Origin of the sequence: Haladaptatus litoreus (genome assembly GCF_900156425.1) — an archaeon.
In the GTDB taxonomy this organism is placed as follows: domain Archaea; phylum Halobacteriota; class Halobacteria; order Halobacteriales; family Haladaptataceae; genus Haladaptatus; species Haladaptatus litoreus.
In genome coordinates this window covers 1,758,728-1,777,372 of record NZ_FTNO01000001.1, presented here as the reverse complement: position 1 = coordinate 1,777,372, position 18,645 = coordinate 1,758,728, and the positions used below count along the sequence as shown (strand labels likewise).

Annotated in this window: 21 protein-coding genes; 8 read left to right on the top strand and 13 right to left on the bottom strand. The window is 58.7% G+C overall.

All coding sequences use genetic code 11. From position 1 onward, the window contains the following. Positions 1-26 precede the first annotated feature (26 nt). Positions 27-950: an HhH-GPD family protein gene (locus tag BW974_RS09360; RefSeq protein ID WP_076429866.1), complete on the bottom strand. Its 924-nt coding sequence runs from the start codon at positions 948-950 to the stop codon at positions 27-29. Positions 951-1,094: 144 nt separating this feature from the next. On the opposite strand from BW974_RS09360, the gene BW974_RS09355 reads away from it, so the two are divergent. Further along, positions 1,095-1,370: a hypothetical protein gene (locus BW974_RS09355; RefSeq protein WP_076429865.1), complete on the top strand. Its 276-nt coding sequence runs from the start codon at positions 1,095-1,097 to the stop codon at positions 1,368-1,370. Between the two features lie 50 nt (positions 1,371-1,420). Beyond that, positions 1,421-1,744 (top strand): ribbon-helix-helix protein, encoded by a 324-nt coding sequence (locus tag BW974_RS09350; RefSeq protein ID WP_076430326.1) that lies wholly within the window; start codon positions 1,421-1,423, stop codon positions 1,742-1,744. A gap of 7 nt (positions 1,745-1,751) precedes the next feature. Here the strand turns inward: BW974_RS09350 and BW974_RS09345 are convergent, their stop codons facing one another. The 4 genes from BW974_RS09345 to BW974_RS09330 all read right to left on the bottom strand — a co-directional run bounded on the left by BW974_RS09345 (position 1,752) and on the right by BW974_RS09330 (position 5,626). Then, positions 1,752-2,123 (bottom strand): DUF7344 domain-containing protein, encoded by a 372-nt coding sequence (locus BW974_RS09345; protein ID WP_076429864.1) that lies wholly within the window; start codon positions 2,121-2,123, stop codon positions 1,752-1,754. Positions 2,124-2,191: 68 nt separating this feature from the next. Beyond that, positions 2,192-2,845, bottom strand: coding sequence for a helix-turn-helix domain-containing protein (locus BW974_RS09340; protein WP_076429863.1), 654 nt, complete (start codon positions 2,843-2,845; stop codon positions 2,192-2,194). A 123-nt stretch (positions 2,846-2,968) separates the two neighbouring features. Beyond that, a complete protein-coding gene (locus tag BW974_RS09335) occupies positions 2,969-4,300 on the bottom strand; it encodes an aminotransferase class III-fold pyridoxal phosphate-dependent enzyme (RefSeq protein ID WP_076429862.1) in 1,332 nt (443 codons plus the stop codon). 54 nt (positions 4,301-4,354) lie between these two features. Continuing rightward, positions 4,355-5,626, bottom strand: coding sequence for an MgtC/SapB family protein (locus BW974_RS09330; protein ID WP_076429861.1), 1,272 nt, complete (start codon positions 5,624-5,626; stop codon positions 4,355-4,357). A 92-nt stretch (positions 5,627-5,718) separates the two neighbouring features. Between BW974_RS09330 and BW974_RS09325 the strand changes: the two genes are divergently transcribed. Further along, a complete protein-coding gene (locus tag BW974_RS09325) occupies positions 5,719-6,966 on the top strand; it encodes an AI-2E family transporter (RefSeq protein WP_076429860.1) in 1,248 nt (415 codons plus the stop codon). 17 nt (positions 6,967-6,983) lie between these two features. Here BW974_RS09325 and BW974_RS09320 read toward each other — a convergent pair whose 3' ends face one another. Continuing rightward, on the bottom strand, positions 6,984-7,259 hold the full coding sequence (locus tag BW974_RS09320; protein ID WP_076429859.1) for a PadR family transcriptional regulator: 276 nt from the start codon (positions 7,257-7,259) through the stop codon (positions 6,984-6,986). A 101-nt stretch (positions 7,260-7,360) separates the two neighbouring features. On the opposite strand from BW974_RS09320, the gene BW974_RS09315 reads away from it, so the two are divergent. Next, a complete protein-coding gene (locus BW974_RS09315; protein WP_076429858.1) occupies positions 7,361-7,648 on the top strand; it encodes an amphi-Trp domain-containing protein in 288 nt (95 codons plus the stop codon). A 323-nt stretch (positions 7,649-7,971) separates the two neighbouring features. On the opposite strand, the gene BW974_RS25550 is transcribed toward BW974_RS09315, so the two are convergent. From BW974_RS25550 to BW974_RS09300, 4 genes are all read right to left on the bottom strand, one after another. Further along, positions 7,972-8,118, bottom strand: coding sequence for a hypothetical protein (locus tag BW974_RS25550; RefSeq protein WP_175609654.1), 147 nt, complete (start codon positions 8,116-8,118; stop codon positions 7,972-7,974). A gap of 551 nt (positions 8,119-8,669) precedes the next feature. Then, the gene (locus BW974_RS09310) at positions 8,670-9,593 is read right to left on the bottom strand and encodes a DUF1028 domain-containing protein (protein ID WP_076429857.1); all 924 of its coding nucleotides are present in this window, start codon (positions 9,591-9,593) and stop codon (positions 8,670-8,672) included. Between the two features lie 61 nt (positions 9,594-9,654). Further along, positions 9,655-10,032 carry a DUF7528 family protein gene (locus BW974_RS09305; protein WP_076429856.1) on the bottom strand — a complete coding sequence of 126 codons (378 nt, stop codon included), beginning with the start codon at positions 10,030-10,032 and terminating at the stop codon, positions 9,655-9,657. A 290-nt stretch (positions 10,033-10,322) separates the two neighbouring features. Beyond that, positions 10,323-10,574 carry a hypothetical protein gene (locus BW974_RS09300; protein ID WP_076429855.1) on the bottom strand — a complete coding sequence of 84 codons (252 nt, stop codon included), beginning with the start codon at positions 10,572-10,574 and terminating at the stop codon, positions 10,323-10,325. 90 nt (positions 10,575-10,664) lie between these two features. Here BW974_RS09300 and BW974_RS09295 point away from each other — a divergent pair, with 90 nt between their 5' ends. Together BW974_RS09295 and BW974_RS09290 are read left to right on the top strand one after the other, a co-directional pair. Further along, positions 10,665-11,381 carry a DUF7117 family protein gene (locus BW974_RS09295; protein WP_076429854.1) on the top strand — a complete coding sequence of 239 codons (717 nt, stop codon included), beginning with the start codon at positions 10,665-10,667 and terminating at the stop codon, positions 11,379-11,381. Positions 11,382-11,525: 144 nt separating this feature from the next. Then, positions 11,526-12,533 carry a peptidoglycan hydrolase gene (locus BW974_RS09290; RefSeq protein WP_175609653.1) on the top strand — a complete coding sequence of 336 codons (1,008 nt, stop codon included), beginning with the start codon at positions 11,526-11,528 and terminating at the stop codon, positions 12,531-12,533. Between the two features lie 42 nt (positions 12,534-12,575). Here BW974_RS09290 and BW974_RS09285 read toward each other — a convergent pair whose 3' ends face one another. From BW974_RS09285 to glyA, 3 genes are all read right to left on the bottom strand, one after another. Then, complete coding sequence (locus BW974_RS09285) at positions 12,576-13,469, bottom strand: bifunctional methylenetetrahydrofolate dehydrogenase/methenyltetrahydrofolate cyclohydrolase (RefSeq protein WP_076429852.1); 894 nt, start codon at positions 13,467-13,469, stop codon at positions 12,576-12,578. A 140-nt stretch (positions 13,470-13,609) separates the two neighbouring features. Continuing rightward, a complete protein-coding gene (locus BW974_RS25545; protein WP_175609652.1) occupies positions 13,610-13,780 on the bottom strand; it encodes a hypothetical protein in 171 nt (56 codons plus the stop codon). 69 nt (positions 13,781-13,849) lie between these two features. Beyond that, entirely contained in the window at positions 13,850-15,097 is a 1,248-nt protein-coding gene (glyA, locus tag BW974_RS09280; RefSeq protein ID WP_076429851.1) for a serine hydroxymethyltransferase, read from the bottom strand. A 107-nt stretch (positions 15,098-15,204) separates the two neighbouring features. Between glyA and BW974_RS09275 the strand changes: the two genes are divergently transcribed. Beyond that, positions 15,205-17,343, top strand: coding sequence for a CHAT domain-containing protein (locus tag BW974_RS09275; protein ID WP_076429850.1), 2,139 nt, complete (start codon positions 15,205-15,207; stop codon positions 17,341-17,343). A gap of 469 nt (positions 17,344-17,812) precedes the next feature. After that, positions 17,813-18,637, top strand: a complete 825-nt coding sequence (gene tbsP / locus BW974_RS09270; protein WP_076429849.1) for a transcriptional regulator TbsP — start codon at positions 17,813-17,815, stop codon at positions 18,635-18,637. The last annotated feature ends 8 nt before the right edge of the window (positions 18,638-18,645 follow it).

The following is an 18,645-nucleotide window of genomic DNA, read 5'->3' as shown; positions in this document are numbered from 1 at the left end:
GTCGGTCGTTCGACGATTCGAGGTTTCTATTGTCTCAGTCGCACTACCCAGTTTTTCCCTTCGTCGCTCCTCTCACTCTCCAACTCCACTAGCCCATCCTCAGCCAAATCCGAACACAACTCACGAAGCCACCCTTCACCATATTCTCCGCCGTAATCGACTCGGACGCGGGGGCCGAGTTTCGACAGCGGGAGTTCGTCGTACTCCTTCAAAATCGAGATGACGCGCCCGCGGAACTGTCTACGCGAGCCGTCGAATTTCGGTTGCGTGGGTACGTCGGGGGCCGTGAAATCGCCGATTTCGTAGGCGTGACACCATTCGCGCCACGGGCATCCCGCCGCATCGCAGGACGGTGTTTTCTTGCAGGCGACACCGCCGAGTTCCATGATGGCGTTGTTCCAGACGCGCGATTCGCCGTCCGGCATGAGGGCGGCGGCAGCTTCCTCGAACGCGGTGTCGTCGTCCGGTATATCGAAGGCGCGATAGAGAACGCGCTTGACGTTCGTATCGACCACCGCGTTTCCGTTGTTGAACGCGAACGAGGCGACTGCGTTCGCGGTGTATGGGCCGACGCCCTGCAAATTTTGGAGTTCTTCGGGCGTCTTCGGAAATTCGCCGTCGTACTCCGTGGTGACCTGCTTTGCCGACTCGTGGAGGTATTTCGCCCGGTTGTTGTAGCCGAGGCTGTGACTCGTCCAGAAGCCGACTACGTCCGAGCGGTCTGCCTCCGCGAGGGCTTCTGCGCTCGGCCAGCGGTCGAGGAAGGCTTCCCACGCGGTCACGACGCGCCCGAGTTGCGTCTGTTGGCTCATCACTTCGGAGACGAGGATGGCGTAGGGGTCGTCCGTCTCGCGCCACGGAAAACTTCGGTGGTCGTCCTCGTACCACGAAACGAGGGCATCGCGCACCGCTTCTCCGTCGTCCGGGAGCGACCACGACGTGTCGGTCATTGTCGAGGCTTTGTGTGGGTTCGGTTTACCGGTAGCGATTCAAGAAGACCGTCTCAGAGCAATCGATTTGACCTATGCCATCGCACAGCACACACAATCGAACAACCTGAAGGCTTATTGCCCGTTCGTTGCAATCTCCGGAAAATGCGCGTCCGGCCCTCCACACTGTTTCTCGTCGGCGTCGGAATTATCGTCGTCCCGGTTTCGCCGTTCGTCTTTTTCCGGAGTCCGACCGCGTGGATTGCGCTGGGCGGGACGTTCATGCTCGCCGGAATCGGAACTGCACTCCACCGAGGCCGCGGAAAGCGGTCGGCGCGCCAGTCGAGTCCGCAATCTCACCACTACATCATCTGTCCGCACTGTGCGACCCGCAACTTCGCCAGCCGAAACGTCTGTCGATACTGCGACGAGGAATTTTGACGCGAATCGAGAACGAAAACCGTATCCCACGCCCGACCCACAACCCGTCCATGAGTCTGGACGACCTGAACGACGACGTGAAAGCCGCCTACTCCGACCTCGATTCCGAACTTTCCGTCTCGCTCGACCGGGAAACGCGCAACGAACTCTCGATGCTCTCTGCGTCCCTCGACCCGGAGGACGAAGACGAACTGGTTCGTCGCGCGGTTCACCTGCTGTTCCAATCGACGGTCGAAACCGGAAAACTGGATTTCCACCTGCGGAACACCTACGACGTAACCTACGACGAGTATCTCTCGGGCATGACGTTCGAGGAGATGACCGGCGCGACGCAGTACCCGCAGCGCGACGACGAACGCCGGTATCAGTTCTAGCTAATCTTTATTGTCCCATCAGGCACCCGAAGACGACGGTTTCGCGGTGCGGCACCCACTCCACCAACCCTCCTTCTGCGAGTTTCGGTAGGTGGATGTGCCGAAGTGCCGTCCGCGCCCGTTTTTCGTCCGATTCGACACCGGCGGTTACGAGATGAGTCGCAAGTTCCGCCATCGTCGCCTTGCCGTCGTTTTCGTGCAAGTAGCCGATGACGGTGCGTCGGTGCTCCGAGGACAGCGCGTCGTACACCTCCGGCGGAAGGCGAAGGAGTGCGTTCAATCCGAGCGTCTGTATCGCACGTCGAAACGAGGATGTAATCCCCGTTCGCCTGCGAACGGCGGTTCGGTCGTCCCGTTGGTCGTCTCGTGTTTCGGCCATCGTAGTCAAAACCAATGGCGTAGCGAGAATAGGGCCACTGCCTGTTATAACAGTCCACTTTAATGGGGTCATGCCCGATTCGCGTTCGTCTCGAAGAGGACGGATTCGAGCACGCCGCCAGCACCGCGCCGAACGCGCTCGGAGACGGATTGCTGTGAGACGCCGATTTCGTCGGCGAGTTCTCCCAGCGTGACACCGCGTGGGACATCGAAGTAGCCGCGTTCGACGGCCAACAGGAGGGCTTCCCGTTGTTCCGGTGTTAGCCCGAACTCGTTTCGTTCGGTTTCGGCTTCCGTCGCAACGCGGTCGAGATGAAAGTCGATGTCGTGTTCGTCGCAGTACGTTTGAAACTCTGAGAGCGATTCGTGGTCGTTGAACCGAAGTCGAAACCGCCACAGGTCGTCGCCGTGCGCTTCGAGGATGGTCGCGCCGACTTCCGCGATTCCGTAGATGAGACTTTCCACGGCCTTGCTCCACTCGACTCGGTAGAGCACGCGGTTTCCCACTCTATCCAGCGAAACGAGATGTTCGACGTTTGGATTTGACTGTACGTCCTGCTCGAAGGCGTCGAAATCGGTGCCGATAGCCCAAAAAAACGGAAGCACCTGCCGCGATGCCGGAACCACTCGTTCCAGTTCGACGTGAACGTCCGTGTCGGTGAGGAGGGCAGTTCCGAGAAGGAACTGTTCGCCGAGAATCGAGAGGTCGGCCGTGACGCTCATGCGAAAGGGACGCCGCGAGAGAATATAGCCTTGTGTGGGGTACGAATCCTCGCGCTCGGGCGCGAGGATTCGCGTTCACGCCCTCGAAGACGCGCCGCGTCTTCGAGGGCGTAGAGGAAGAGGTTACGCTGCGTCTTCAATGGCGTCGAGCAGGAGGTTGACGCCGATTTCGATTTCGCGCTCGGTCACGTCGAGCGGCGGAAGGAGGCGGAGCGTCTTGTAGCCACACCCGAGGGTGAGCAGGCCGCGGGAGAGCGCGCCGTCTACGACCGCTTCCCGGCGGTCTTTCGTGTCGAACTCGATGGCCAGCATCAGCCCTCGACCGCGGATGTCGATGACGTTTGCGGGATTCGCGTCCTCGATGAGTTCGCGGGTCTGTTGGCCGCGTGCTTCGACGTTCGAGAGCAGGTCGTATTCCTGAATCGCGTCCATGCTGAGAACGCCCTGAAGCGACGAGAGAACGTCGCCAGCGCCCCACGTCGAGGAGAGTCGGCCTTTTTCCTCGGGGAACACGTCCGAGCGCGAGACGGTCGCGCCGACGCGGAGGCCTTTCGCGCTCGTGATTACGTCCGGTTCAAGTTCGAGGTGGTCAACGGCCCACATCTCGCCGGTTCGGCCCATGCCGGACTGGATTTCGTCCGCGATGATGTTTATGTCGTAGGTTTCCTGAATCTCGGCGATGTCTGCGATGAACTCGTCGTTCGGAACGCGGTAGCCACCCTCCCCCTGCACGGGTTCGAGGATGATGTAGGAGACTTCCTCGGCGTCGATGACGCCTTGTGCGGGGTCGAGTTTGTCGGCGATGGCGTTGCCGCCCGGGCCGTTCGTCTTCCAGCCGCAGTCACACTCGCCCCGGCAGGAACAGTACGGAACGCTCACGACGCCCGGCACTTCGGGATAGCCCTTTCGGTGAGCGACTTTCGAGCGGTTGAGCGAGAGCGCGCCGAGCGTCCGCCCGTGGAACGCGCCGTCGAAGGTGAACGCCCGGTGGCCGCCGCGGTTGTAGCTGATTTTGATGGCGTTCTCGACGGCCTCCGCGCCGGAGTTCGAGAGGAACACCGTGTCCATGTCGTAGTGACTCGTCGCATCGACCAGTCGCTCCATCAACTGCGTCGGGCCGGGGAACTCGGGGTCTTCCGGCGGCCAGCCGCCCGCGGCGTAGAAATCCTGACCCGCGATTTTCGTCGGGTCGGGCAGGTCGAACTCGTCGATTTTGTCCATGATTTTCGGGTTGTTGTACCCGAGTGGGGCGGCGGCGACGTGGCTAGTAAAATCGAGAAGGACGTTGCCGTCGACGTCGGTACAGAATGGGCCAGTCGCCTCTTCCGTAATGTCCCAGACGAAATCGTAGACGTACGTCGTCGGGGCGGCAAACTGGTGATGATAGTCAGACCACTGTTTCGCTTTCTTTCCGGGCATCTCCCGGACCTGTGGCTCGGCTGTTTCCCGGTCCATGTACCCGCTACGAAAAGCCCCGGTTTAAAAAGTTCGAAAGTTAGCTATGCGTATTCAAACCACGGCGACGATTGCGCTCGCCGCCGTTCCGATTAGGAGGACGCCGCTCCACACCGCAACTTTGTAGGCGAACTGACGATTCGGTGCCGAAATCGTCAGCGCCGCTTTGACGACGATGCTTGATGCAGTGGCCAACAAGATACCGAACACGGCGGTCTGCTGGTCGAGATTGCCGCCGCTGTAGAGCGTCACCGCGGAGGCGGTGACGCCCGCGCTCGAAACGAGTCCGGACAGCAGGGCCGTGATGTAAAATCCGGCTTCCCCGAACTGGCTTTTCGCCAGCGCGCCGCCGACCACGACGAACAGGAAGATGAGGCCGAATCCGAGGACGTTCCGGAGCGAGAACGGACTTTCGAGGTCGATGTCCATCTTCTGCGACCAGTCCGCCGAGTAGGCCGCGATGGCGACGCTCCCGATGATAATCGTTCCGAGCGGAATAATCGCGCCGTACAGCGTTTTGTCGGGGTTGCCGACCGTGAACGCCAGCGCGATGACGAGGTTACGAACCGCCATCGCGGCGTCGGCGAGCAAAATCGCGGCCACGCCGTAGGAGGCCGCTTCCGGTCGTTGCCGGACGTGGTCTAACATCGTCCCGACCACGGCAGTCGAGGACGCGAGGCCGCCGAAAAATCCCGTGACGGCGATGCCCCGCCCGCCGTAGGTTTCGACGATGGCGTAGTTGGCGATGCCGATACCGGCCACGGTGACGACCATCAACCAAACGAGGCGGGGGCTGACCATGACGCTCCCCATCTCGATTTCACCCGGCGGGAGCAGCGGGTAGATGACGAACGCGAGGATGGCGAACTCCCCCGCAGACCTGAGTTCTTGGCGCGACATTCCCCACGCGAAACTGTGGAGCTCTCGCTTCAACACGAGGAGGAGCGAGGATACGACGGCGACGGTGACGCCGACGAGGATGAATCCCTCCGCGACGAGGACACCGACGCCGAAGGTGACGAGCATCGACACGGAGGTCGTCAAGGACAGTCCGGTATCCTCCTCGTCGTCCAGCAAGCCTTGCACCGCGAGGAGAATCCCCTGCACGATGACAAGCAGGCCGCCGAGTGCGAGTAGAATATCCTTATCGACGATGGTGAACGCCGCACCGAGGAGACTGATGAGGGTGAACGTTCGAATACCCGCGGATTTCTGCGACCATTCGCGTTCGAGGCCGAGAAACAGACCGAGCGCTCCTGCGATAGCGATGCGGACGACATCGCTTTCCAACGTAGCCGACGCGAAAACGTCTTCTAATCCGGTCACTCTATAGACTATATAGTCGTACAGATAAAAGAATTGCTGCCACCGCGTTTCTTGCGCGAAATCTTTATGTTCTGGCAACAAACTTCCCTCGTATGGTCAGCGGATGGAATATTGACAAATCTCGTGCCGCGTGGTGGTCGATAGGCGCGGTACTCGGACTGGCGACGCTGTTCGTCGTCTACTCGTTTATCGGGACTTTCGTCTTCGGTCTGTTTCTCTACTACGCGACGCGTCCGGTGTACCGCCGGTTGAAACGCCGCATCCGACCGCCGAGTCTTGCCGCTGGCATCGCGCTGTTGGCGCTCGCGCTCCCAGCGATTTTGCTCATCGTCTACACGCTCGCCATCGCGGTGCAGGAACTCACCGCCGTCGCGCAGACGACGAACATCGCGTCGCTCCCGGAACCGGTTCGTCAGTACGCGAACGTCTCCGAAATCGCCCAACATCCGGAACAGTTCATCACTAACGGAAACAACTCCCGACTCATAGAGCAGGCGTTCGGTTCGACGCTCAGGTACCTCACGTTCATCGGGAACGGTGCCCTGCACCTGTTCGTGATGATAGCCATCGCGTTCTACCTGCTCCGCGACGACCACAAGCTTTCGCGGTGGTTCCGCCGGACGTTCTCCGACAGCGAAGGCGTCCTCGAAACGTACATCCAGCGGGTTGACACCGACTTCAACAGCATCTTCTTCGGCAACATTCTGAACGCCTTCATGACCGGGACGATTGGCGCGATTTCGTACAACATGCTGAACATGGTCGCGCCCGCCGGATTGGGAATCCCGTATCCAACGGTCGTGGGACTACTGACCGGGGTCGCCAGTTTGATTCCCGTCGTCGGGATGAAACTCGTCTACTTCCCCGTGACCGTGGTCGTCGGCGCGAACGCGCTCATGGACGGTGGGCCGGACGTGCTGTGGTTCCCCGTCGTGTTCGCCCTCGTTTCGTTCGTCATCGTGGACACCATCCCCGACCTCGTGTTGCGACCGTACGTGTCGGGACGGAATCTCCACGTCGGGATGGTGATGTTCGCGTACATCTTCGGCCCGCTGCTGTTCGGGTGGTACGGCATCTTCCTCGGGCCGATGATTCTCGTCCTCGTCGTCCACTTCGTGGAAGTCGTCCTGCCGGAACTCATCGCTGGCAGACCGATTCAACCGTGGGCGGTTGACCCGACATACATCCGCGGCGACGAACCGCTTCCACAACCGCCGCGCGACCCCGAAGAGGCGGTCAGCGCGGATATGGTCGGCGATGGCGGGAATGCGGAAGACGAAACGAAAACAGAAGGTAGCCCGCCGGAACCGACATCTTCGGACGACGAATCGACGAAATAACCGCAAATCGACTCGCGTTAGTGGTCGACGAACTGCCGTTCCCACTCCTTTCGTGCGTCGATGTGGTTCTTTCCGCGACTGGTGAGTGCGTAGTAGTTCGTCCGTTCGTCGCGTTTTCCTTTCTCCACGAGGTCTTTTTCGACGAGCGTGTCGAGGTTCGGATACAGTCGTCCGTGGTGAACTTCCGTATCGTAATACTGCTCTAAATCCTCTTGAATGGCCAGCCCGTGCGGTTCGCCGTTTCCGGCGATTACGTACAAAATATCGCGTTGAAACCCCGTTAATTCGTGCATCGTCAATATTGCCTATTTTTGTCTACATAGCATAAATATAACGGTTCCCGTACTTTTCTATCGGGAGTGTCTTTATCTTCGTGTGCCACCTTTGGGGAGATATGCCAGAAGAAGTCCTGTTCGAAACCGAGAACACACAGAGCCGAACCGAAATCGCACGATATCTTCGTGCTGTCGCGGATAAACTCGACGGTGGCGATGCGGTAACGCTAAAGGCGGGTAATCAGTCCGTTACGCTCGACCCGCCGACCAACCCCGTCTTCGAAGTGAAAGCAGAACGGGAAACCTCCTCGTCCGGCTCCAGCGAACTCAGCGTTGAGTTCGAACTCGAATGGAAAGAAGGCGACAGCGGTGGCGACGGCGGTGGTGGGTCGCTAGAAATCGAGTAAGTAACACTCCCTCTCGGTAAAAATCCGCAAAATCCGTTTTTGATTCGTTCGAAACGGCGGCGGCACCGAACGCTATCGGTTCGCGTAGTACACTATCGGTATTCAATCGAGATTCGTGTCAGAACAGTGCCGTCGCTTGGTAGGTAGTTTCGAAAGGAAAGCGGAACACGCGGGGATGAAAACACCCCGCGTACCGCTTGCCGCCCTGAATTGGTCCCCGCTGACGCTTCGGCCCTCCAAAGCGAAGCGTCAACTGCAACAAGACGGTGTAATGACTTAAAGGTAACGATTTAGATAACTCCCGCGCCGATGTAGAAAAAAAGTCAGATATGCTCTTCTTCGAGCACCCAGCCGATAGCGCGCTTGTAGTAGGTGAACATCTGCCGAACGCCCTCGTGGTTCATCTCCTCGCTGTCGAGCTGTTCTTTGAGGTATTCGTACTGGTCGCGGATTTCGTCTTCGTCCCTCATGCGTGGGCAGGATTTCGTGTTTCAGTCGGTTAGCAGTATCGGCATTTTCGAGACAGAGAGAAGGGATTTTTGCATCAGTTACACTGGCGAACTACATCGTTCTGTTTCGTCTGTCTGTACAACCGTAGGGAACCGTCGACGAAGTGTTGTAGGTTGTTCTGAAATAGAGTTTGCAAATCACGACTCCAGTGAAACCGCTACCGCACCGCAACCGCCCACGTTCCTCCCCAACCGACTCCCTACGGTCGTCCCTCGCGCGGTAATCTGGAGGCCTGCGGGCGGTGTGCCCGCAGGCTTCCAGACGCACGCGCCACCGGACCTGCGAAGATTCGTGAATTTGGACAAATCACACGGCGCGCGAAGGCGAACCGAATGGTTCGCCTGTGCGAGGGATGAGTGAACGAACGAAACGAGTGAGGAAATCGGCTGGGGAGGGCGTGGACGGTTGCGGTTTGATTGCAGTCGTGACTTACAATCGACTCGTTCGAAATAATTCATCACCAGTCTCCAGCGACTCATGCTCGCGTCTTGCTGGAGTCTCCCCTTTCAGATCATTTCCGTTCTAAACGCGAGAGTCCGTGCCAAATCGCATCAACCATTTTCTCTTCTCCCTCTCCAGAAGAATCGCCCCATCCGCGGGCAAGTGCGTCCTCCAACACGGCGAGCGAATGATTTTCGAAGTTGTTCATCGCGCGGAACTCTTCGAGGGCGTCTCGTTCTTCTTCCCCGAACGCTTCGGATGGCGTCCCCTCGAAAAAGCCGAGTTCGGCGAGCGTTTCGGCGACTGCCGCCGCCGTTTCACCTGACAACTCCCGCGTTTCGTCCGGTTCCGCGCGCTCCAGTAGGGTCACGTCGTAAATTTTGAACACGCGCTGCAGTTCGTCGATTGGGGCTTCGTGGTCGTCCACGCGCACGTCAACCCAACGGTCGTTTCGCCCGTCGTACCCGCCCTCGGGCTTGGCGACGTAGAGCGCCGCGCTCTGCTCGCCGCGCTTGTCGCCACCTGCGTCGTTGCCCGCGTGGAGCGCGGCGATGAGTCGCTCCGGAAGGCCGCCCTCGGTTTCCTCGAACGTCTCGGCCATGGCTTCGAGCGTTTCGCGGTTCTCCAAAATATTCCCCTGCACTGTGTAGTTCTCGCCCTGAATGTCACCCGCGTAGTCGAAGCAGTCGTCGCCCGTGAATGCCGCAATCGAGCCGTCCTGTCCGACGACGCCGACCTGCCGGGATTCGAACTCCGGGTCGGCCCCGGTGAGCTCCATCACGACTTCGTCGGCGGGTCGCCCGTCTCGAAGCAGGTCGAGTCCGTCCGGCCCGTAGGCGACGTTGGCGTAGCTCTGCGTGGCGACCGCGCCCGCGTCGGCACTGACGAAGGGGACGACGGCCCCGACGCCGACGAACTTCGATTGGACTGCGACACCGACCGCGTCCCGTTCGGGGTCGCGCGCGACGATGGAAAACGTCGATGGTCGTGACATACGCGGGAGAATGGGGGCAATCCCGAAAAGCGTTGACCCCGCGGAAACGCGAGTGGGGAGTTTACTCCGAACTCTCCTCCTTTCTCGCGGTGAGCGGTTGGCGCGAAACGAGTTCGCAGTCGAACTCGGGATGTTCCGCGAAATGGTGAACAAGCATGTGCCTCCGGCCGCCGGTTAATCCACGTTCTCCGGCGTCTTCAGCAGTGAACTCGGGCGGTAGTCGGTCGTACAGTTTCGCCACCGCGTCGAAATTCTGAAACACCTTCCGGTGCCCGGACGAATCCGCGCCTCTGCGCGAAACGACGTAACTTCCGTCGTCGCGGTGTTCGCCCACGGTGTTGAAAAACTCGGTTCGCTCGGTTAGTGCCCGTCCAAGCGCGTCCCGCAGACGGTCGGCTTCGCGTCTGGAGAGGTCGTGTTGCTCGCCACGAACCGTCACTGAAACGCCATTTTCGCCACCCGTGACAGAAACACTGTTTTCGGTGTCTGTAACAAAAACATCCTCTTCGGTGTCCGTAGCTGAAACCGGTGGCTCGCCGGGAGTGGAGACGTCGGTAGAACGAGTGGAATCTGTGCTATCCGTGGCCGAGAATTTCTCGACCAGTCGCCGGGAGGCGACTTACTCTATCCTCAGAGTGGGAATCACTCGACATCGTGCTAACAGATAGTCCGAGACGATTGATAAAGCTACGGGGAGATTTGGAGGGAGGTTACCGGAGGCGAGTCGAATCACCGACGGTCGAACCAAACCACGCCAACCATCAGTAGGTTGTAAGCGACCAATCCGGCGGCGAGCACGCCGACACAGAGGCCGACGAAGACGGCGACGACTGACACCGCTTCCACGCCTGCAACCGCGAACATCAACACGAGCAACACGCCGGTCATGAGCGCAAGCGGTGCCGCGTAGTCCGACCAGACCCCTGTGGAAATCGGCGCGCGAAGTTTCAGCAGTGGTTCTTGGCGTTCGTGTTTGCTCATAGGTTGTTTTTTATTTCGGATATAATTAAACTTCTGTCAGTTCGGAGCGGCCGCGTGAGAGTTTTCACCCCAGCACGAGAACGAAAGGACATGAAGATTCGAGGCACCCGCGAATGCCAAAACTGCGGCACGCAGTGGTCGTACTACGACACCGGGAGCGTGACCTGTCCGACCTGCGAGAGCATGCAGAGCGTCGGACTGGAAGACGACCGCGTTCAGCACACGGACAGCGCCATCACGCTCGATTTGACGGAAGCGCAGGAAGCGGTCGATGAACGCCCCCTCCGCGAAGTTTCGACCCTCGTAGCGGACACCGCGCGCGAGTACGTCACCAAACGCGGCTTCATCAAGGGTGGCGAACTGCAACCGCTGGACGACACTTATCTCGTGGCGCAGGAACTCAGACACATCGCAGACGTGTTCTCGCGCGCACTGGAAATCAGCGACGACGAGGAACTGTACTTTTTGTCCCTCCTTCGCGGGGCAGAGGCGGGGGAGCGCCCCGCCACGATGGACGTACCGGACTCACTGCACGAAGTCCGCACCCTCGCGGATTCGGAGTCGCTTCGGGAATATCACGACGAAATGGGCGAGTGGGTTCGGGAACACGACGTAAGCCGAGAAGGAAGGAATACGCTCGAAACCCTCGGAGAACACATTCGCCGTGCGCGCGCGCTCGAAGGTGGGTTGGACATCGACACGGCGGATGCACTGGTGTCGTCCGCACGCGACCTCGCGCGCTACTTCCGCGAGGGTGACGAGGATGCGTTGGTTAGCACGCGCGATACGCTCGGTCGAATCGAGTGAACGAACATTTGTGTTGCTTTCTTCTACTCGACATGAACTGCCGATTTTGATTCTCGAATCCAATTCCACAGTATCTGATAGAATATTTTACATAGCTAAATTATAAAGATTAAAGTCAGAGCACTCCGGATAATGTTTCGAAGCATGAAACAATCACGACGGACATTCCTCAAAGGCGCGACGGCAAGCATCGCAACGGTCGGCGGTATCGGCGCTCTCTCGGGGACGGGTGCCGCGGCGCGATACTCCATCGACAGCGACCTGACGAACACCGAGGATATTTCCGGCAGTGACCTCGATTACGCGATTCAGCAGGTTCGCTCCGACAGTCCGCTCATCGGACTCGGAAGTACGTGGGTCGATGTCGGCAATCAGGAAGGCATCAACGCGGTTTACATGGCCGCCCACGCCGCGTGGGAGTCCGCGTGGGGTACCAGCAACATCGCACAGGACAAGAACAACATCTACGGCTGGAAAGCGTACGACAGTTGTCCGTACTCCTGTGCTGAATCGTTCTCCACGAAATCGGAATGTATCCGCACGGTCATGCCCGTCATTCGAGACGAGTACCTGACCCCCGGTGGCGACCACTACTACTCGTCCTACGGCCCGACCCTGCGGGGCATGAATCAGGATTACGCGACGGACATCAGTTGGGCGGAGGGCATCCGCGACGTGATGAACTCACTCGCAGACCACATCGACTTCGGTGACGATGGTGGCGACGGCGGCAGCTACAGTTGGCCGGTGTACTCGCGCGGCGACAACGGCGAAGCAGTGTACTCGATTCAGTTCCTGCTCGAACATCACGGCTACAACCTCGCCCACGACGGAAGCTACGGCCCAGAAACCGAGAGTACGGTCGAGAGCTTCCAGTCCGCACAAGGACTCACCGTTGACGGCGTCGTCGGCCCGAACACGTGGAGCAATCTCATCGTCTACGTGACGAGTTCGAGCGACGACCCCTATTGGCCGACCTACGCGGTTCAGCACCAACTGAACTACGACGAAGGCTACAACATCTCCGTGGACGGCTACTACGGTCCGGAAACCGAGGGAGCTATCGAGAGCTTCCAGTCCAGCGCCGGACTTACAGTTGACGGCATGGCCGGCCCGAACACGTGGCAGGCCCTCGTCGACATCGGCAACTAACCGAAAAGAGTGGTCGGTAGGAGATTTTTTTCGAAACGCGGCTTACGGCAGTTCGACGTCGATGTCCGTCTGCTGACCGGCGGCCTTCACAGTGTTGTAGAGCAACATCGCTCTGGTCATCGGGCCGACGCCACCCGGAACCGGCGTAATCGCGCTCGCCTTCTCCTTCGCGCTGTCGAAGTCCACGTCGCCGACGAGTTCGTAGCCTTTCTCCGTATCTGCATCGACCCTGTTCACGCCCACGTCGATGACGGTCACACTGTCGGAAAGCATCGACCCGTCGATGAGTTCCGGGACGCCACAGGCCGCAACGACCACGTCCGCATTCCGCGTTTTTTCCGCGAGGGCGTCGGTGCGCGAGTGACAGACCGTCACCGTCGCGTTGCCGCCGTCTGCCTTCTGGATGAGCAAGTTGGCCAGCGGTTTGCCGACGATGTTCGACCGACCGACGATGACCACGTCTTTGCCTTCAGTGTCCACATCCGCCGATTCGAGGAGTTTCTGCACGCCGTGGGGCGTGCAGGGTTTGAATCGCGGGTGTCCCGCGACCAGCATGCCGACGTTTTTGGGGTGGAACCCGTCCACGTCCTTTGCCGGGTCGATGGCTCGGATGACCTGTCGGGAATCGACGTGGTCGGGGACGGGCATCTGCACGAGCATCCCGTGTACCTCTGGGTCGTCGTTCAGTTCCTCGATGGTGTCGTACAGTTCCTCGGCGGGCGCGTCGGGGTCGATTTCGACGTGGATGCCGTTGATGCCAACCTCCTCGCAGTCGCGCTGTTTCATCGAGACGTAGGTTTCGCTGGCTGGGTCGTCGCTCATCAGCACCGTCGCAAGCCCGGGTGTCACGCCCTCGTCGTTCAGCGCGTCGATACTCGCTCCGAGGTCGTTCCGAATCTGCTCGGCAACCGAGTTCCCGTCGATGATGTCCGTCATTGGCAAATCCTCCGGTACGAAGCCCCTTCAACATTCGGGTTCGTGCGTATTTTTGGCCTCAATAACCACAATATATACACAAACTTGCTCATGTGTGGGCGCGAAAAACGTTGGTCATTGTCGTACCTGTTGACCTCTCTTCACCGATTCGACTGAATCCGGTCTACCTGCTCGCGAGGATGGAACTGGTTCGTGGACTCGGTCTGGATTCGTATCCATCCCGGATAGATGGCGACAGTCACGTCCGCGAGCGATTTTCCGTCGGTGAAAACGATGTCCGCGCTTTTGAAACCCGCTAACTGTTCTGACATGCGTGATAACTCACCGCGTGCGTAGTTAAGTCGAATGCATAGAAAATAGGCGAATCTGCGGATTTCGGGTTACTCGTACAGCGGGTTCGCGTCGCAGAGCGCCTGCACTTCCTCCGCGACTTCCGCCTTCACGTCCTTGTCGTCTATATTGTTCACCACGCGTGCGATTAGGTCGCCGACGCGTTCGATGTCGTCCGTATCGAACCCGCGAGTCGTGAGCGCGGGCGTTCCGGCGCGGATACCACTGGCGACGAATGGCGAACGCGTTTCGCCCGGAACTGTGTTTGCGTTCAGGACGATTCCGACTTCTTCGAGGGCTTCCTCTGCATCTTTTCCGGTTACGTCCTCGTGGGATTCGCGCAGGTCAACGAGAACGAGGTGGGTGTCGGTGCCGCCCGAGACGAGGCCGAAGCCGTGGTCTTGGAGTGTCTCGCCGAGGACTTCCGCGTTCTCGACGGTTTTCGCAGCGTACTCCTCGAACTCGGGTTCGAGGGCCTCTTTGAATCCGACCGCCTTGCCAGCGACGTTGTGCATGAGGGGGCCGCCCTGCATACCGGGAATGACCGCCGAATCGACGGCGTCGGCGTACTCCTCGTCGCACATGATGATACCGCCGCGTCCCGAGCGAATCGTCTTGTGTGTCGAACCGGTGACGAAGTCCGCGACGCCGACCGGCGTGGGGTGTTCGCCCGCCGCCACGAGGCCGGTGATGTGGGCGATGTCCGCGAGGTGGTACGCGCCGACTTCGTCTGCGGCCTCCTGAATTCGCCCCCATTCGACTTCACGGGGGTAGGCCGAGTAGCCCGAAACGATGATGTCGGGTTCGAACTCGACGGCGTGGTCGTACAGCGCATCGTAGTCGAGATAGCCTGTCTCCGCATCGACCTTGTACTGTTCGACCTCGTACAGTTTTCCGGCGAAGTTGACGTGGTGACCGTGGCTTAGGTGGCCGCCGTGGGTCAGGTCGAGCGAGAGGATTTTGTCGCCGGGGTCGAGGACGGCGAGGTAGACTCCCATGTTCGCCTGCGACCCGCTGTGCGGTTGGACGTTGACGTGTTCCGCACCCCAAAGTTCTTTCGCGCGTTCGATTGCAAGCGATTCGACGGTGTCGATGTGTTCACAACCGCCGTAATATCGCTCGCCGGGATACCCTTCCGCGTACTTGTTCGTCAAGGTGCTTCCCTGCGCTTCCAGCACTGCTTCGCTGACGAAGTTCTCGCTGGCAATCATCTCCAGCGTGTCGCGCTCGCGTTCGACTTCCGCTTCGAGAGCGTCCGCGACTGCCGGGTCGACCGCCCGAACGTGGTCGTACTCCATGTGCAATCCCGCGACACGACGGCGTATAAGTTTACCTTTCGCTGAGTAGGGGACGAATCCCCGACAGAAATATAAACTAACAGTGAGATAACGATTCTATTACCGGTATGATTGAGTGGGAGGAAACGGATACCGGCCTTCGGGCGTTCGACCGGACGAAAACCGAGATTTCGGTAGGTGCGCCCGACTGGCAGAGTGGCGGGCGGGGGTGCGACATCGAGAGACCTATCGACGAAACCGCCGCCGGATACGCCTCAGAACTCCGATTTCCTCCGAATTTGGTGACGATTATCGACGTCGAATCGGACGAGCGACACCATCACGGAAGCGATACTGAGCTACTTGAGCTACCCGAGGGAGAATATTTAGCGAACATTCACGGGAACGTAAAGACGTATCTCCGGTTTTCCGGTCCCGCGACGATTCGGAAAACGTCCGATTTCGATGCGTTAATTGTCTCTTTCCACGATAGGATTCCGGTGACGCTTGGGTTCAGAAGCCATCACGAAATCCCAGTCGATACGATAACCGTTCCGCCGACGACAGAGGGATTGGCGACGGCGATTTCGTACGCCTCCTCATCGCACAAAGTAACCGGGGCAGACCGGTCATTTCCGACGCTTCGGGGCCATCCGCCACGGTTCGAAGTGGGCAACGAACTTCGAATACCCGAACCGGTTCGGAAAACCAAAAAAGACGCCGGAATCGAAATGCGCGTTCCAGACGATTTCGGGACCCTGTTCGTCACCGCGCCGCTTGCGTATTACCTGCAAGCGGACGTCATCGTCGAAAACCGGCCCACACCGGTTCTCCGGGCACCTTCGGTCAACTTCACATACACGTTCAGTCCGCTTCCGGATTATCAACACGAAGTCGCGGAGATGCTCCGGCAGGTGTTTTTCATCGACTGCCTCGTCCGAAACGCCGGGCCGTATCACTGGAATCTCGCGGAGATGTCGCTTCTGGACGAGCTCGAGCTGGATTCAGAGACGATTTATAAATCGACGCCCGCCGAACAGCTCGTCGCCTACGACCTCTGTGAGTTCGGGCGAATCGACGACGAACTGCCGGATTGGCATCTGTCGATGTACGTCGAACCGTCGGTCGAGAACATCTCGACGCTTCCATACCTGCTTGCGAACCTCAGTCTCATCTACCTTCCCAATTCGTCGAATCTCAACCGGAACGAACTGTTGGACGCCTCGCTCGGCGACTTCTACCGCAACGCGCCGAGCGAGGTGAACGAATCGAGCGAACTGAACGTTACCCAGCGCGCAACTGCTGGCGGCGGGTCGTATCGAGCGATGCGCGCGGAAGAGGTCACCTCGGTCGAGCGAATCAACCCGACACTGCACCGCGGCCGGGTTCACGGCTGGCTCGCCGAGGGCGTCCCCATCGACGTGTTCAAAGCCGACCCGAGCGCCTACGAAAATCGGTTCGCGTATTTAGACCGCGACAGCGACGACATCGAAGTGGAGTTAGTGCTGAACGACGAGGAGATGGGCGACGAACACGAAGACGCTGCCGACATCTATCTCGACCGCGCGGAAGACCTTCCCATCGAGGTCACCATTCACGAGAATTTGACCCGCGACGAACTCGCCGAGTTGTTGGAGACGCCGTGTGACTACGTCCACTACATCGGTCATTGCGAAGAAGACGGACTTCGATGCCCGGACGGCAATCTCTCGGTCGAAGATATCGAGGAGAGCAAGGTGCAGACGTTCTTCCTCAATGCCTGCGGGTCGTACTACGAAGGGATGGAACTCATCAAGAAGGGGAGTGTCGCGGGCGCGGTTACGTTCAACAAGGTGCTGAACAAGCAGGCGGCGAAAGTTGGCGTGTCGTTCGCTCGGCTTCTGATAAATGGGTTCAGCATCCAAGACGCGCTTCAACTTGCGCGACGGCGTATCATGATGAACAAGGATTATGCCGTTGTCGGCGATGGAACGCACATTTTAACCCAGTCCGATAACTGTATGCCGTTTTTAGGGAATGTTGAGCGACTTGGAGAAAAATTCCGTATTACATTCAATTCGCTCTCGGTATCGATGATCGGCGGTATATATCAACCGTATATTGAAAATAATAATGAATCAAACCTACACGAAAATGAATCTAGTTTCGTTTTAACCGCGAATGAACTTCGTTCGTTTCTCAAACGAGCTGAAATGCCTATTCTGTACGATGCAGAACTGTATTGGTCGGAGGAAAGTCAACTTCTTGACCAAATAACTCAGTACTAAGGCCCTGCACTGGAACCAGCGCCCGCGAGTGGGTCTACAGCAGTTTGAAGATACGTATACCCCAGCACCAACCCGAAAGCCGCGTTCATTGCTTTTGGATGCCGAACAAACCACTCTCGAATTTTATCCCGCATGACATATGTTGATACTTCACATCCACACTTCATTCTTTCGGACTGTTCATGGGGACTGTAATTGGTAATTAGCGATTACTCTCCGTATTTATTCTAAGAGCGTCGTTCAGCAACGCCTGCGCGTGATGAAAAATTTAATTTTTCGCCGTCTCCGACTCTCTTCGAACGGATTCTCAGAGTTGTAATATTCCGAAGGGTTTCTGGCTTTCAGGGTGGTATTATTGGAATTACACGATTATAATTACAGCATTGACTAATTGTTCATGCTACATAACCTATGATTTCCGTCGATTTTGAGCGTTAAAATTAAATAGACGAATCTCGTCCCTCCGAATATGGAAACAAAATCGAACCTCTTGAACCAAAGCGTCCACGAAATCCTTCGTGCCGTCATAGACGAAGGCCCAGAAGTGATGGTTGTCGTCAACCCATCCGGTAGCGCCATCGAAGAACTCATCGACGCCGCAACCGAATACGACGGCGACCTTCCCGAGATGCGCATGCTCGCGGACGAGGGCACGCTCAAAAACGTGATGGAAGACTTCATCATCGCCAGCAACGCCGCAGACCTCATCGACGAGGGTGCGCTCACCCTCCGCACGACGGACGATTCCTCCGGGAACTCGCTCCTCGTCACCGACGATGTCGTCATCGCACTCGTCACCGCGGGCGACCGCGTGGGCGGACTGACCTCCGACGACGACGAGTTCGTTGACGCGGCTTACAGCACTTACACGTCGCACTGGGAAGACGCGAGCGACTTCTCGCTCCGCACGCCGCCAATCACGCGCGTCCGCGAGACGCTCGGCGACGAAATCAGCCCCGAGGCGGAAGACGACTTCAACAGCGTCCTCTCCTCGCTCGAAACCGCCCGCGGAGACGGCGACGGTCTGGACGAAGTGACCATCAGCCTCCTCGTCGCGGCGAAGAACGAAGCCCTGCTCTACGACATCAGCAAATGGGGCGAGGACGTCGGCATCGCAAGCAAAGCGACGTTCTCCCGCACGAAGACGAAGCTCGAAGACATGGGCCTCATCGGCACGGAGAAAGTCCCAATCGACGTCGGTCGCCCACGCCTCCGCCTGAAACTCGCCAACGACGAGCTTCAGACGGCGGACACCGACCAGCTCGCAAGCGTCGCGCAGGGCATCCTGCACTAACTCCCACT